Source organism: Microbacterium sp. 2MCAF23 (genome assembly GCF_052115565.1).
In the GTDB taxonomy this organism is placed as follows: Bacteria; Actinomycetota; Actinomycetes; order Actinomycetales; family Microbacteriaceae; genus Microbacterium.
This window is the reverse complement of sequence record NZ_JBFRGY010000011.1, coordinates 261,749-275,186: the sequence shown is the minus strand read 5'-3', so window position 1 is coordinate 275,186 and position 13,438 is coordinate 261,749. Positions and strand designations below refer to the sequence as shown.

The following is a 13,438-nucleotide window of genomic DNA, read 5'->3' as shown; positions in this document are numbered from 1 at the left end:
CTCGAAACAGAGCCGCCGCCGATACCGCCCGCGTCAGACCCGTTCGCTGCGCCGTTCCCGGATCCGCGGGCCTTCGGAGGACGCGGCCTGGACGGAGAGGTTCCCGTGCGCGGGCATCCGGAAGTTCAGCGGCACCGGGCTGCGGAACTCCGAGGCGAACCGTCCCGTACCGTGCAGGTCGGCACCGAGTTCGCGCACCGTCGTGACGAGCTGCGTGAGCTGGTGCGACGAGGGTCCGGCGGGCCCACCCGTTTGCGCATCGAGGAGCGCCTTCTGGATGGTGCGGACGGACGCGATTCGCGTCGGCTGCGCCTTCGCCGTCTCGTCGAAGCCCCCGGTCCACACGCGTGCGTCCGGGTGCGAGTAGAACACGCAGGTCTGCAGGTAGGGCGCGGATCCGTGTCGTGCAGACAGGTGCTGATAGAAGCGGCGAGCCTGGCGTCGCACCTGGGAGGCGGGGGAGTCAGCCCCGAGCAATGTGCGCACGTCAAGGCGTTCGCCGCCATCCCGCGACACCGCGATCGCGAACGATGTCGGCAGCGTGCTCTCATCGAACAGCACCCCGAGAGCTCCCGCGAGTGAGGACGGCTTCTTGCCGTCGAGGATGAGGCCCTTCCAGTTCTTACTGTCGACCAGCACGACCGCCTTCTCGGTGACCACCAGGTGATCGAGCTGTGCGCAGTACGGCGCGATGGATCCCTCGTCGCTCGGCGAGAACACGATGTTCGTCGCGACGATCGCATCGAGCCCCGCTGCCTCGCATGCGTCGACGAGCACCTCGCGCGACGCGAGCTCCCAGCGCAGTCCGCGCCCGGCGAGCAGACGGGATCCTTCCTCGTTCGCGATCGCGGCATCGCGCTCGGCGGTGAGCGTGCGCACCTGTTCCTCGTGCGCCTCCAGGCGCTGCGTCATCTCGGCGTCATGCCGCGTGGTCAGCGTGGCGAGCGTCTCGTTGTGGGTGCTCTGCAGTTCGCGTGTGGCACTGGCCTGACGCTCGACGAGCGAGGTCTCCTCGTCGGCGTAGCGACGCTGCAGCTCGTCCCTCGTGCGGCGGTTGCGCCTGATCAGAACCCACGCCGTGAGCGCGAACGCGACCAGCAGCACGGCGACGATGACGAGCAGGACCAGCGTGGAGATCTCCATCCATCCAGCCAACCAGCGGCCGCCGACTTTCCCGGCGCGTCGCCCGCGCGTGGCGCAGATGGCCCGACTCCTCGAAGAGGTCGAGAGATGGGGATCCCTCACGCAGATAGCTCGGTGCTTCAAGCCTGCAGATCGTTAGTCCAGCCAGAGAGCTACATCTCTTCTCATAAAGACAAGCTATCTGGATGTTTGGCCGAGCAGTCTGATCTCCAATTTGGCCAGGATCCCGCCGTGGGCGGATACTCGACCCGTCCCGGACGTCGATCCCGACCGGGTCCAACAATGAACTCGACCTCCTCTTCTCCCGCCGCGGCTTCCGACCGCAGCATCGCCATCGTCGGTACCGGACGCCTCGGCGGCGTGCTCGCGCGAGCCCTGGCAGAGGCCGGGTTAGCGGTGCACGGACCTTTCCACCGCGACGACTCCGTCCCGGCCGTCGACATCGCGATCCTGTGCGTGCCCGACGCGGCGATCCACGCCGCAGCGGAGGCCGCGCGCCCGCACGCAGCGCTCGTCGGCCACGTCTCCGGGGCGACGGGGCTCGACGACGTCGACTTCAGCATCCACCCGCTTCAGACCTTCACGGGATCCGAGCAGCCCAGCGTCTTTCACGGCATCGGCGCCGCGATCGACGGGCGTACGCCGGAGGCGCTCGCGACGGCGGAGAGCGTTGCTCGCACGCTCGGTGCGCAGCCGTTCCGGGTCGACGATGCGCACCGTGCCGGGTATCACGCGTCCGCCTCGATCGCCTCGAACCTGCTTCTCGCCGTGCTCGACGCAGCCGAGCGGGTCGCCGGGTCTGCGGGGATCCCCTCGGGTGAGGCACGCGCGATCCTCGCACCACTCGTCCGGCAGGCCGTCGAGAACTGGGCCGATCGCGGCGCCGCGGAAGCGCTCACCGGGCCGATCGCCCGCGGGGATGAGGCCACCGTCGTACGGCAGCGGGCGGCCATCGCGGAAGGCAACCCGGAGCTTCTGGAGGTCGTCGATGCGCTGATTGCGCAGACCCGTGTGCTCGCCGATCCCGAAGGTGACCGCGTTTCGTCTCGCTCCGCTCGCTCAACGACCACGGGCACGGACCGTGGTGACGGCGTTTCGTCTCGCTTCGCTCGCTCAACGACCCCGGGCGGGACGAACTCATCGACCGAGGGGACCCGCGCATGAGGATCATCCGCACCATCGCTGAGGTCCGCGCGGCGGTGGGTGAGGCCAAGCGCGGCGGCAAGACCGTCGGACTCGTCCCGACCATGGGCGCCTTCCACGCCGGTCACCTGTCGCTGATGCGAGAGGCCCGGAAGAACAACGACCTCGTCGTCGTGTCGCTGTTCGTCAACCCGACGCAGTTCGGCCCGAACGAAGACCTCAGCCGCTACCCGCGTGACGAGGCCCGGGATGCCGCGATGGCGGACGAGCAGGGCGCGGACATCCTGTTCGCACCCGAGCCTGCGGAGATCTACCCCGACGGCTTCGCCACGACGATCCACATCGCCGGCATCACCGACGTGCTCGACGGCGCGAGCCGAGGCGCGCATCACTTCGACGGCGTCGCCGCGGTCGTCGCCAAGCTGTTCGGCATCGTCGCCCCCGATGTCGCCTACTTCGGGCAGAAGGACGCGCAGCAGGTGCTCGTCGTCCGCCGGCTCGTGCGCGATCTGAACCTCGACGTGCGGATCGAGGCCTGCCCCATCGTGCGCGAGGCCGACGGGCTGGCCATGAGCTCGCGCAACGTCTACCTCGACCCCGAGGCGCGGCGGCGGGCGACCGCGCTGAACCGCGCGCTCGATGCGGCGCAGGCCCTCGCGGACACGGGAGAGCGCGACACCGGCGCCCTCACCGCTGCCGCCGGTGCGATCCTCGCCGATGCCGGGATCACTCCCGAATACCTCGAGCTCCGCGACACCGAGACCCTTCGCCCCGTCGTACGCCTCGATGGCGAGGCGCTGCTCGCGGTCGCCGCGAACGTGGGCGCCGCGCGACTGATCGACAACCACATCCTCCGTTCTGCCGACAGGAGAGGCGACGCCTGATGCGACGCACCATGCTGAAGTCGAAGATCCACCGCGCGACGATCACCGGATCCGACCTGCACTACGTCGGCTCCATCACGATCGATCCCGATCTGCTGGAGGCGGCCGACATCCTCCCGCACGAGCAGGTGCACGTCGTCGACGTCGACAACGGATCCCGCTTCGAGACGTACACGATCGCGGGAGAGCGCGGATCCGGAGTGATCCAGGTCAACGGCGCCGCCGCTCGACTCGTGCACACGGGCGACACCGTGATCGTCATCTCGTACGCCGACTACTCCGCCGAAGACCTCTCCACCTACGCGCCGACCGTGGTGCATGTCGACCGGGCGAACGCGATCATCCAGGTCGACTCCGCCGTGGACCAACTGCTGACGGGAGTCGCACGATGAGCGCGCATGCCGCACCCAGCCGCCGGCTCACGCTGAGCGACCTCGCCGCGAAGAAGGCCGCGGGTGAGCCGATCGTCATGGTCACCGCGTACGACCACCCCGGCGCGCAGATCGTCGAGGCGGCCGGCGTCGACATCGTGCTCGTGGGCGACTCCGCCGCGATGACGGTGCTCGGCTACGACAGCACGGTGCCCGTCTCGGTCGACGAGATGATCATGCTCACCAAGGCGGTTCGACGCGGCCTCACGAAGCCGCTGCTCGTGGCGGATCTGCCGTTCGGCTCGTACGAGACCTCCGACGCGCAGGCCCTCGCCACGGCCCAGCGCTTCGTGAAGGAGGCCGGCTGCGACCTCGTCAAGATCGAGCGCGGCGGCACCTCGGTGCAGCGCGCGCGGGCGCTGGTGGAGGCCGGGATCCCCGTCGTCGGCCACGTCGGACTCACGCCGCAGACGGCGACGTCGCTCGGCGGCTACCGCGCGCAGGGTCGCACGGCGGATGCGGCGCTGTCGCTCATCGACGACGCCCTCGCCCTGCAGGACGCGGGCTGCGCGCTGCTCGTGGTCGAGGCTGTACCGGGCGAGGTCACCGCTGCGCTCATGCCGCTCCTCGACATCCCGGTGATCGGGATCGGAGCCGGATCCGACACCGACGGGCAGGTGCTCGTGTTCCACGACCTGCTGGGGATCTACGACGGCGGGGCTGCGAAATTCGTCAAGCGGTACGCGAACCTGCGCACCGCGGCGATCGACGGTGTGACCGCCTACGCCGACGAGGTGCGCGACCGCGTGTACCCCGCGCCCGAGCACACCTACTCGATGCCGGCCGAGGAGGCCGCCCGGCTGCGCGAGCTGCTCGCGGCGCGGTGACGAAGCCGGGCTGACCCGTGCAGTCCGCCGAGCTGATGGTCGTGCGCCAGGCTCGGAGATGTGCACGATCTTCGGAGGAACGTGCCCGATCCGTCCGAAGATCGTGCACAAATCCGAGGCGCCCGTGCACCTGTGGGCGGCGCGCTAACGGGTGGCGAGCGCGCCGATGCCCTCGGCGAGCACCACGGCCCCGAGACCGATCACCACGATCGAGGCCGCGATCCCGATGATCCGGGTGGCGCGCGGTCCGATCAGGTGGCCGAACGCGGCGCCCGCGCCGGCGAGCATGAGCTGCCATGCGAACGACGCGATCCCCGCAGCGGCCACGAAGACCACCGGCCCCGCCGCCGAGGTGCTGCGCGCCGTGACCGCGCCGCCGAGCGCGATGAAGTAGATCAGCGTCATCGGGTTGATCGCGGTGAGCCCGAAGAATCGGACGAAGGCACGCAGTGCGGAGATCCTGCCGACATCGGGCGCATCGGATCCTGGATCTCGCCGGATCCGCAGCAGTTGCAGGATCCCGATCCCGACGACGAGGACCCCGGAGGCGATCAGGAACGGGCCGCGGAAGCCCTCGATCGCGGAGGCGAGGAGAGCCCCTGTCGCGGTGGCGACGGCACAGTAGAGCAGGTCGACGGTCGCCACACCCGCGGCCGCGGCGGCGCCGACGCGGAAGCCGTTCACGATGCCCTCGCGCAGCAGCAGAGCGCCGATCGCGCCGAGCGGCATCGCCACGCCGAGCCCGGCCAACGCGCCGGCCACCGCGGGCACCCACAATGCGTCCATGGAGTCCAGTGTGGCGGGAGCGTCGTGACTGAACAGCGCATCTCTCTGTCCTGCGACTATTCTGATCAGCATGGACGTGCTTGACGAACAGATCATCGGTCTACTTCAAGAGAATGCACGCCGATCGTTCAGTGACCTCGGGCGCACGATCGGGCTCAGCACCAACGCCACCGCGGCGCGCGTGCGACGCCTCGAGGAGAGCGGCATCATCCTCGGCTACACGATCCGCACCGGCAGCGATGCCCCCGATCCGCGGGGCGGGCTGGAGGTGTTCATCGACGTGCGCCTGGACGAGGTGACCGATTTCGACGTGTTCGCGGAGCGCGTCGGGTCGATCGCCGAGATCGTCGACGCCGTGCACATGACCGGCCCCTACGACGGGATGGTGCGCGCGTTCACCCGCGACACCGCGTCGCTCGATCGCCTGCTCCGGCGGCTGAAGAAGGAGTGCGGCGCCGCGCAGACGCAGACCCGCGTGGCTCTGCGCTCGCGCTGAATCTCGCGCTGAGACGGCGAGTCGGTCAGGAGGAGGCCGGCGCCGCGGCCTCAGATCAGCCGGCGCAGCGCTTCTTCGAGCGTCACGCCCTGTGCGTCGGCGCGGTCGCGAAGGCGGGCGTGCTCCTCGGCGCTGAGCGTCACCCGCAGCTCGATCGGGGTCGCGTCGGTGGGGAGGTCGAGCCCGTCGAGCAGGTCCGACGCCTCGGCCCAGAGCGCGGGCGCCGGAGCGGCGGAAGAGGCGACGACAGGGAGAGAGAAGGACCCGGCGGTAGGAGTCGCGTCGCGAGCCTCCGGAGCAGAGGTCATGGCAGGCGTCGGCGCCGGCGTCACGGCGACCGTAGCGCCGCCGGTGAACCCCGGACCGCGGTCCGGATCCTGCTTGCGCTGATACGCGGTCGCGGCGGCGTTCGCGCGCTGATCCGCGGCCTCGTTGAGGGGGTGTCCGGCGTGACCCTTGACCCAGGTGAACGAGACGTCGCGCCCGCGCAGCGCCTCGTCGATGCCCTCGAGCAGGTCACGGTTGAGCACCGGCCCGCCGTCGGACTTGCGCCAGCCCTTGCGCTTCCAGCCCGGCATCCACTTGGTCACGGAGTCGATCACGTACCGGCTGTCGCACTCGATCACGAGCTTCTCGCCGGCCGCGCCCACGGTCGCCTGCAGCAGCTCGAGCACGGCCCGCAGCTCGCCCTGGTTGTTCGTGCCGTGCGGGGATCCGCCGGCGGCCCAGTTGTCGTCGTCGATGTACCAGGCCCAGCCGTTGGGGCCGGGGTTTCCCAGGGCGGATCCGTCTGCCGCGGCGGTGATCGTCATCCCTCAACCGTAGGGCGTGGCGGGTGGTGGGCCGGGCGTGGCGGGCGGTCTGGGCGGGTGCGGCTCGTGCCCGTCGGACCTCACTGGAGGGCGCCGCCTGGCGGACTCGTCCAACTTGCGTTCTCAATTCAGGACGAATTCTCGAGTTCGGCGTGTTTTGGTGCTTCCGTGGGACCTCCGGACGAATTCCTCCTGAATTGAGCGCATCGGAATCGTCGCTGCCCTGCGCGCTACTCAGGCTGGAGCTTCGGAAATCGCCGGATCGGGCCCCTTTCACCGCGTCGCAGCGAGATCCAGCCTGAGTTGTGCGCGGCAGGCGGCGGGGTCTCTGTGAAGCAGCTTCGGATCCGGATCCAGTCTTCCCTTCCGATACATAACGACATATCGTTGACTATCGCTCGACAGGACTCGGACCTGAGGAGGTCGTCATGGACAACAGCTATGCATCGCACGGTTTCGGCGGAATGGGGTTCGGCTCCAGCGGAGGGCGAGGCTTCGGCGGACGCCCTGGTATGAACCCGACCGCGGGGCTCTGGGAGGCGATGGAGCACCTGCGCTCCGCCTTCGACCAGCGGCCGTCCACCCCGCGCATGGCTCGCGGAGATGTGCGCGCCGCCGTGCTCGCACTGCTCGCCGAGCAGCCCATGCACGGATACCAGATCATCCAGGAGATCGAGGAGCGCAGCGGCGGCTCGTGGAAGCCGAGTGCCGGATCCGTCTATCCCACGCTGCAGCTGCTCGCGGACGAAGGGCTCATCGAAGCGGCCGAGCAGGGTGGGCGCAAGACCTACTCGCTCACCGAGGCCGGCCGTGCGGTCGCGGACGAGGCCGGCACGCCGCCGTGGGAGAGCTCCGGCGCCCGCGCGGGTTCGGCATCGTTCGGAGCACTGCCCAAGGCGGGCGTCGACCTCGCGGGCGCCGCGGCCCAGGTCGCACGCACGGGCACTCCGGAACAGGTGCAGCAGGCCATCGAGGTGCTCGACGAGGCCCGACGCAAGCTGTACGCGATCCTCGCCGACTGATGGCGGCCGGCGACACCGACGACTGGTTCCTGAGTCAGAGCCCGGACCAGGCGCCCGCCGCGACGGCTTCCGCGCCTGCAGCGGAGGCCGCGCGACCGGACGCGTCCGCGGCGCGCCCGGATTCGGTGCCCACGTCTGCCGGGCCGGCCGCGCCCGTGCGGGCGACGCCTGCATCCCCCGGGCGACCGACCCCGGACACGGTGCAGGCTTCCGATGTGAGCGCGTCCCCGCGCACCGCGGTCGAGGCCGGTCCTCCGCTGCGCGCCAGGTACCGGCGGATCCTCGGGTTCGCCGCGCGCGTGCTCGTGCAGACGTGGTGGTTCGAACTCGCGTTGCCGCGGATCGGCTTCGCGCGCGTGGCGGAGCGGTCACGCGAGCGCCGGATGCGGGTGCTCGCTCAGCGCTTCCATGCGCTCGCGGTCGAACTGGGCGGGCTGATGATCAAGGTCGGCCAGTTCATGTCCTCGCGCCTGGACGTGCTGCCGCCCGAGATCACGAAGGAGCTCGAGGGCCTGCAGGATGAGGTCCCGCCCGTCCCGATCGGCGAGATCCGCGCGCTCGCCGAGGCCGAGCTCGGTGTGCCGCTCGCCCGAGCCTTCGCCTCGTTCGATGACACTCCGCTCGCCGCTGCTTCGCTCGGACAGGCGCATCGTGCCCGGCTGTCCGACCTGGACGCCGCCGACGCCGGGTTCGCCGACGTCGTGGTCAAGGTGCAACGCCCCGGCATCGACCAGGTGGTCGCGACGGACCTCGCCGCACTGCGCCGCGTCGCAGGCTGGCTGCGACGCATCAGGTTCATCGCCGACCGGGTCGACGCGCCCGCGCTCGTCGAGGAGTTCGCGCAGACCAGCCTCGAGGAGATCGACTACCTCCACGAGGCCTCGGCCGCGGAGCGGTTCGCCGAGAACTTCGCCCACGACCCGCGGGTCGATGCGCCGCTCGTGGCCTGGGAGCGCACCACGCGTCGCGTGCTCACGCTCTCCGATGTCACCGCGATCAAGATCAACGACGTCGACGCCCTGCGCGCGGCCGGCATCGACCCCGCCGACGTCGCCCGCGTGTTCGCCGAGGTCATGTTCGACCAGCTCTTCACGCACGGGTTCGTGCACGCGGATCCGCATCCGGGCAACATCTTCGTCACCCCGCACCGGGCGGGCGGCCTGGGGATGCCCGGCGCTTCGACGGGCTCAGCGACCGGCCCGGCTCCGGCGACCGGCGCCGCGTACCCGGCCTGGCGGCTCACGTTCATCGACTTCGGCATGATGGCGGAGGTGCCCGAGGGGATCCGGCACGGGCTGCGCACGCTGTTCATCGCCGCCGCCTCCCGCGACGGAAAGGGCATGGTCGCCGCCGCGCAGGAGATCGGCGTGCTCATGCCCTCCGCCGAGAACCGCGAGCTGGAGCGGGCCCTCACCGCCCTCTTCGCCCGCTTCGGCGGCATGGGCTTCGCCGAACTGCGTGACGTGGATCCGCGGGAGTTCCAGGGCTTCGCCGAGGAGTTCGGCGACACCATGCGCTCGCTGCCGGTGCAGCTGCCGGAGGGGCTCCTCCTGCTCATCCGCGCTGTCTCGCTCACCTCGGGCATGTGCAGCGGACTTGATCCGCAGTTCAACATCTGGGAGTCGATCGAACCCTACGCCACCCGACTGCTGGCGGACGAGAGCGGCAACCTCGTGCGGGACGTCGCGCAGCAGGCCGTCGTGAACGCCGCCACCCTCTGGCGGCTGCCGAAGCGGATCGATGACATCATCACCCGGGTCGACGAGGGATCCGTCACATTCGACACGTCGCGCATCGAGCGCCGGCTCGACCGCATCGACGGGCTGATCCGCCGCGGCATCTCGGGGCTGCTCTTCGCCGCGCTGCTCATCGGCGGGGCACTCGTGCTCGCCGTGAACCCGGTGCTCGGAATCGTGCTGATGAGCGTCTCGGCGCTGCCCCTGCTGCACGCGCTGTTCGCCGGTCTGTTCCGGCGCGGACCGCGGTAGCTCGGCCCGCACGGACGACGAAGGGGCGCACGACCGGATCTTCGGTCCTGCGCCCCTCGTCGTGCTGCGGTCAGTTCTGGTCGAGCCCGGTGCGACGTCGTGCGAGCAGCAGCACGCCGACGGCGATCACGAGGGCGCCTGCGACGCCGAGCGCGATGGGCGCGTCGGATCCGGTGGTCGCGAGGCCGCTCGAACCAGCCGAACCGGATCCCGCCGAACCTGCATCGGCGTCGGATCCGCCCGACCCCGCACCGGATCCGGTTCCGCCGCCGGATCCGGCATCGCCGCCGCCGGCCGCCGCGACCGTGAACGACGCGGATGCGACGGTCGTGCCGTTGAACGACACGGTCACGGTGTGCGCCCCCGAGGGCAGCGACGTGGGCAGCGCGGCCTGCAGCGTGAACGCGCCGGCCCCGTCGGTCGAGCCGGTGCCGAGGGTGACGGGGTCGGAGTGCACCACGACCACGAAGCCTGCCGCGTCGGCGGCGAGGTCGGACGCGGTGACGGTGACGGATCCGCCCGGACGCAGATCGCCGGCGATCGCGACCGCACCCTGCACGGCAGCGGGGTCGGCGACCGTCACGGGCGTCTCGGCGGAGGCGGTGGATCCGATCGCGTTGTGCGCGGTGACCGTCAGGGCGTACGAGCCCGGAGCGACGTCATCGAACGTGAACGACGTGGCGCGCGCGTCGACCTCGGCGGTCCGGCCAGCACCGAGGGTGACGGTGTAGCCGGTGAGAGCGGATCCGCCGTCGGCCGGCGCCGACCAGGAGACCTCGACGTGGGAGCCTGCGGGCGAGGCGCCGCCGACGACCGCTGCCGGAGCGGCCGGCGCGGCGGGCGCGGTCGGAACCGGGGTCACGTGCCGCAGGCGGTACTCGGTCATGTACGCGAGCTTGCCGGGCTTGGCATCGGCGTAGGGCTTGGCGAGCTTGGCCCACTCGCCCTTGCCTTCGGCCTTGCCGTCGTTCCAGGCGCTCAGCACGCTGAGGTCGCCCGCGGTGTAGCCGGACTGCGGGTCGACGACGGTGCCGGCGCCGAGTGCGACCTGCGCCTGGGTGAGCTGCTTCACGAGCGCCAGGGATCCGGTCCAGTCGTCCTGGTTCCAGCCCGCCACCGGGATGTCGGCGCGGGTGCGCAGCCAGGTGCCCCAGTAGAACTCCTGGAACGGCACCGCGCCGTCGGCGGAGTAGCCGATGTCGCGTGCGAAGTAGAGGATGCTGCGGAGGCGGTCGTCCTCGAAGTTCGAGAGCCCCACATTCGCCGGCAGCTGAGCGGGCGTGATCGCGTCGCCGGTCACGTCGCGCAGCCAGGTCCACTTGTTCGCCTGCATCGCGGCCCAGAAGTCCGCGTCGGACAGGCCGGACAGGTTGCCGAGCACGCGCAGCCGCACGTGCACGTCGGGACCGCTGTTCTCCTGGAACGAGGTGAGGGTGTGGTGTCCATCGGTGAGGTACAATACGCCGCCGGGTCCGATGACGACCGTCTTCATGGGCTCGATCGTGTCGGCGGTCTCGCTGCCGACCGGCACCGTGCACGTGAAGGTGGACGGATCCGTCAGCGTCGCGTTCGGCTGTGCGCTCGCGACGTCCTGCTGGCCGTTCGCCTCGCACCAGTCGGTGAACTTCTTGTTGATCGCGTCCTTCGAGAGCTCCGCGTCGTAGCGGCCGAGCTTGTAGTAGACCTCGTCGTAGCCCAGCGAGGGCTGGGTCGGGTGCACGTCGCCGATGCGGACGTCGAGCAGCTCACCCACCGGTGCGCACAGATCACGGGTGTCGCCGACGGCGCAGGACGCGTCCTTGACGTCGGTCGGCGCGTCTGCGGCGGAGGCGGGCGTCGCGGCGAGGACGGATCCGCCGAGGGCGAGGAACGAGGCGAGCGCGACGGCGAGCGTGCGACGCGAGCGGAGCAGGGGCACGAGGATCTCCAGGGATGCGTGGTCGGGTGCGGATCCGCGATCCGGACGTCAGCCATCCACGTGCGGGATCCGATTCGACCCTGGCCAGCCCAGGCGGACGCGGGGTTGCGGAGGGATGAACAGTCGGTGACACCGGCCCCGCCGCGCGTCACCGTCCTCCCGCGGATCGTCGCCTGCCGTCGGTCAGGCGGACCGGCGGACGCGCAGCACGAGCGCGATCAGCGACAGCACGATGACGAAGACGCCATACCCGAGGCACACCGTGCCGAGTCCGAGCGGGGCGACCAGCACCCCCGCGATGACCGCGGGCACGCCGAAGGCGAGGTAGGCGAGCAGATACAGCACGGCGAACGCGTCGGCGCGCTGGGTCGCCGGAATCTTCGGGGCGAGGGATCCGACGACGCCGAAGAACGCGGTGCCGAAGCCCATGCCCGTCACCGCGGCGGCCACGAGGTAGGCCGCGAGCGAGCCGATCCCGAGTGCCAGCAGCGAGAGGGCGGTGCCCGCGGCCAGCGCGGCGGTGCCGAAGATCACGATGGTGCGCGCGCTGCGGCGCCGGATCGCGAAGGCTGTGATGGCGCCCACCCCCGCCAGGAGGGCGACGGCGAGGCCCTGCCAGAGGTGCGCGGTGCCGCCGAGCTCGCCGTGGACGATCGTCGCCCCCAGCGACAGGAACAGGCCACCGGTCGCCCAACCGGCGATCACCGCCGGTGCTGCCCGCCAGAACTCTGCGCGGATCTCCGCCGGAACCGAGAGCCGGAACCGCAGTGATGCCCAGGCGCCGGGCAGCTGCGCCGCGGTCTCCGGCGCGACGAGAACGAGCCCCGCGATCACGATGTAGATCGCCGCGAGTGGAGTGAAGACGTCGAGCATCGCATCCGGGGTGGTGTCCAGTGCGAGGGCCGCGATCAGCGCGCCCGAGGCCAGTCCGATGCCGGGGCTGAGGGCGTTCCAGAGCGCGGCGGTGCCGGGGCGCGCGGGAGGAGCGAGGTCGAGGACGGTCGCCGAGAGGGACGAGATCAGCAGCCCGCTCGCGATGCCCTGCAGGATCCGAGCGAGGACGAGCAGCGTCACGGATCCTGCGTTGCCGAACAGCACCATGCTGGCGGCGAGCAGGACGAGGCCCGCGATGATCACCGGGCGCCGCCCGACGTGATCCGAGAGCGACCCCGCCGAGAGCAGCGTGAGGAGCAGGGCGAGCGCATACACGGCGAACACAGCCGTGATCACGATCGCGTCGAAACCGAGGTGCTGCGCGAGTACGGGATAGAACGGCGACGGTGCGCTGGCTCCTGCCATCATCAGGATCTGCGCGACGATGCCGAGCGCGAACCCGAAGCGCGTGCGTGCGGAGCGCGGCGTCAGGGCGACCGACTCCGAGGCCCGAGACGTGGCGATCGGCTGGGTGGTCATGGCGGCTCCTCATCCGTTCGACAATTGTCGAACATTGAGCAGACTACTCGCCCCGCCGTGAAGGTTCAAGTATTATCGAACTATGCCTGGTGCCGTCGACCTCCCGCATCCGGAACGCTCCCAGATCGAGCTGACCGCGGTGCTCTTCGCGCTGAGCGACCCGGAGCGACTGTCCATCGCGCGCCAGCTCGTCGACGGACCGCTCGACATGGCGGCGTGCCATGCGACGGATCCCGACCTGCCGAAGTCGACCAAGTCGCATTTCATGAAGGTGCTGCGCGAGGCGGGCGTGATCCGCAACGAGCCCAACGGGCGCCGGCGCATCCTCACCCTGCGCCGTGACGACCTCGACGCGAAGTTCCCCGGCCTGCTCGATGCCGTGCTGGGGTCGACCGAGAGCTGAGCCGGGGCGGGATCCGTATCGCGCTGTTCCCAGCGGTCGATCGCAACGGCGTATCCGGACGCTGAGCCCGTCGAAGGGCCCGGATCCAAGGGCCGGACGCTTCGCTCCCCACGCCCCACTCCAGCCAGCGCTCCGCGCTGCCCGGAGCCTCCGGGGCGCGTGGGCCCAGCTC

Annotated in this window: 13 protein-coding genes; 8 read left to right on the top strand and 5 right to left on the bottom strand. The window is 70.6% G+C overall.

Translation table 11 applies throughout. The features are described from left to right. Nucleotides 1–33: 33 nt before the first annotated feature. A complete protein-coding gene (locus tag AB4078_RS13010; RefSeq protein ID WP_441977485.1) occupies nt 34–1,143 on the bottom strand; it encodes a nuclease-related domain-containing protein in 1,110 nt (369 codons plus the stop codon). A 282-nt stretch (nt 1,144–1,425) separates the two neighbouring features. Here AB4078_RS13010 and AB4078_RS13005 point away from each other — a divergent pair, with 282 nt between their 5' ends. The 4 genes from AB4078_RS13005 to panB are packed head-to-tail and all read left to right on the top strand — an operon-like array spanning nt 1,426 to nt 4,428. Further along, on the top strand, nt 1,426–2,307 hold the full coding sequence (locus tag AB4078_RS13005; RefSeq protein ID WP_441977484.1) for a DUF2520 domain-containing protein: 882 nt from the start codon (nt 1,426–1,428) through the stop codon (nt 2,305–2,307). Beyond that, nucleotides 2,304–3,170: a pantoate--beta-alanine ligase gene (gene panC / locus AB4078_RS13000; RefSeq protein ID WP_441977483.1), complete on the top strand. Its 867-nt coding sequence runs from the start codon at nt 2,304–2,306 to the stop codon at nt 3,168–3,170. Before AB4078_RS13005 ends, panC begins: the two co-directional genes overlap by 4 nt. After that, nucleotides 3,170–3,562 carry an aspartate 1-decarboxylase gene (gene panD, locus AB4078_RS12995; RefSeq protein WP_441977482.1) on the top strand — a complete coding sequence of 131 codons (393 nt, stop codon included), beginning with the start codon at nt 3,170–3,172 and terminating at the stop codon, nt 3,560–3,562. Before panC ends, panD begins: the two co-directional genes overlap by 1 nt. After that, nucleotides 3,559–4,428: a 3-methyl-2-oxobutanoate hydroxymethyltransferase gene (gene panB, locus AB4078_RS12990; RefSeq protein ID WP_441977481.1), complete on the top strand. Its 870-nt coding sequence runs from the start codon at nt 3,559–3,561 to the stop codon at nt 4,426–4,428. The genes panD and panB overlap by 4 nt, the downstream gene beginning before the upstream one ends. Nucleotides 4,429–4,572: 144 nt before the next feature. Here the strand turns inward: panB and AB4078_RS12985 are convergent, their stop codons facing one another. Beyond that, nucleotides 4,573–5,214 carry a LysE family transporter gene (locus AB4078_RS12985; protein WP_441977480.1) on the bottom strand — a complete coding sequence of 214 codons (642 nt, stop codon included), beginning with the start codon at nt 5,212–5,214 and terminating at the stop codon, nt 4,573–4,575. A gap of 70 nt (nt 5,215–5,284) precedes the next feature. Here AB4078_RS12985 and AB4078_RS12980 point away from each other — a divergent pair, with 70 nt between their 5' ends. Beyond that, on the top strand, nt 5,285–5,710 hold the full coding sequence (locus AB4078_RS12980) for an Lrp/AsnC family transcriptional regulator (protein ID WP_441977479.1): 426 nt from the start codon (nt 5,285–5,287) through the stop codon (nt 5,708–5,710). A 50-nt stretch (nt 5,711–5,760) separates the two neighbouring features. On the opposite strand, the gene AB4078_RS12975 is transcribed toward AB4078_RS12980, so the two are convergent. Then, nucleotides 5,761–6,522, bottom strand: a complete 762-nt coding sequence (locus AB4078_RS12975) for an RNase H family protein (protein WP_441977478.1) — start codon at nt 6,520–6,522, stop codon at nt 5,761–5,763. Nucleotides 6,523–6,950: 428 nt separating this feature from the next. On the opposite strand from AB4078_RS12975, the gene AB4078_RS12970 reads away from it, so the two are divergent. Both AB4078_RS12970 and AB4078_RS12965 read left to right on the top strand, forming a co-directional pair. Then, the gene (locus AB4078_RS12970) at nt 6,951–7,544 is read left to right on the top strand and encodes a PadR family transcriptional regulator (protein WP_441977477.1); all 594 of its coding nucleotides are present in this window, start codon (nt 6,951–6,953) and stop codon (nt 7,542–7,544) included. Between the two features lie 215 nt (nt 7,545–7,759). Further along, on the top strand, nt 7,760–9,532 hold the full coding sequence (locus AB4078_RS12965; RefSeq protein ID WP_441977476.1) for an ABC1 kinase family protein: 1,773 nt from the start codon (nt 7,760–7,762) through the stop codon (nt 9,530–9,532). Nucleotides 9,533–9,602: 70 nt separating this feature from the next. Here AB4078_RS12965 and AB4078_RS12960 read toward each other — a convergent pair whose 3' ends face one another. Continuing rightward, complete coding sequence (locus AB4078_RS12960; protein WP_441977475.1) at nt 9,603–11,450, bottom strand: ParB-like protein; 1,848 nt, start codon at nt 11,448–11,450, stop codon at nt 9,603–9,605. 183 nt (nt 11,451–11,633) lie between these two features. Beyond that, the gene (locus AB4078_RS12955) at nt 11,634–12,863 is read right to left on the bottom strand and encodes an MFS transporter (protein WP_441977474.1); all 1,230 of its coding nucleotides are present in this window, start codon (nt 12,861–12,863) and stop codon (nt 11,634–11,636) included. 82 nt (nt 12,864–12,945) lie between these two features. On the opposite strand from AB4078_RS12955, the gene AB4078_RS12950 reads away from it, so the two are divergent. Then, on the top strand, nt 12,946–13,266 hold the full coding sequence (locus tag AB4078_RS12950) for an ArsR/SmtB family transcription factor (protein ID WP_440732963.1): 321 nt from the start codon (nt 12,946–12,948) through the stop codon (nt 13,264–13,266). Nucleotides 13,267–13,438 lie beyond the last annotated feature (172 nt).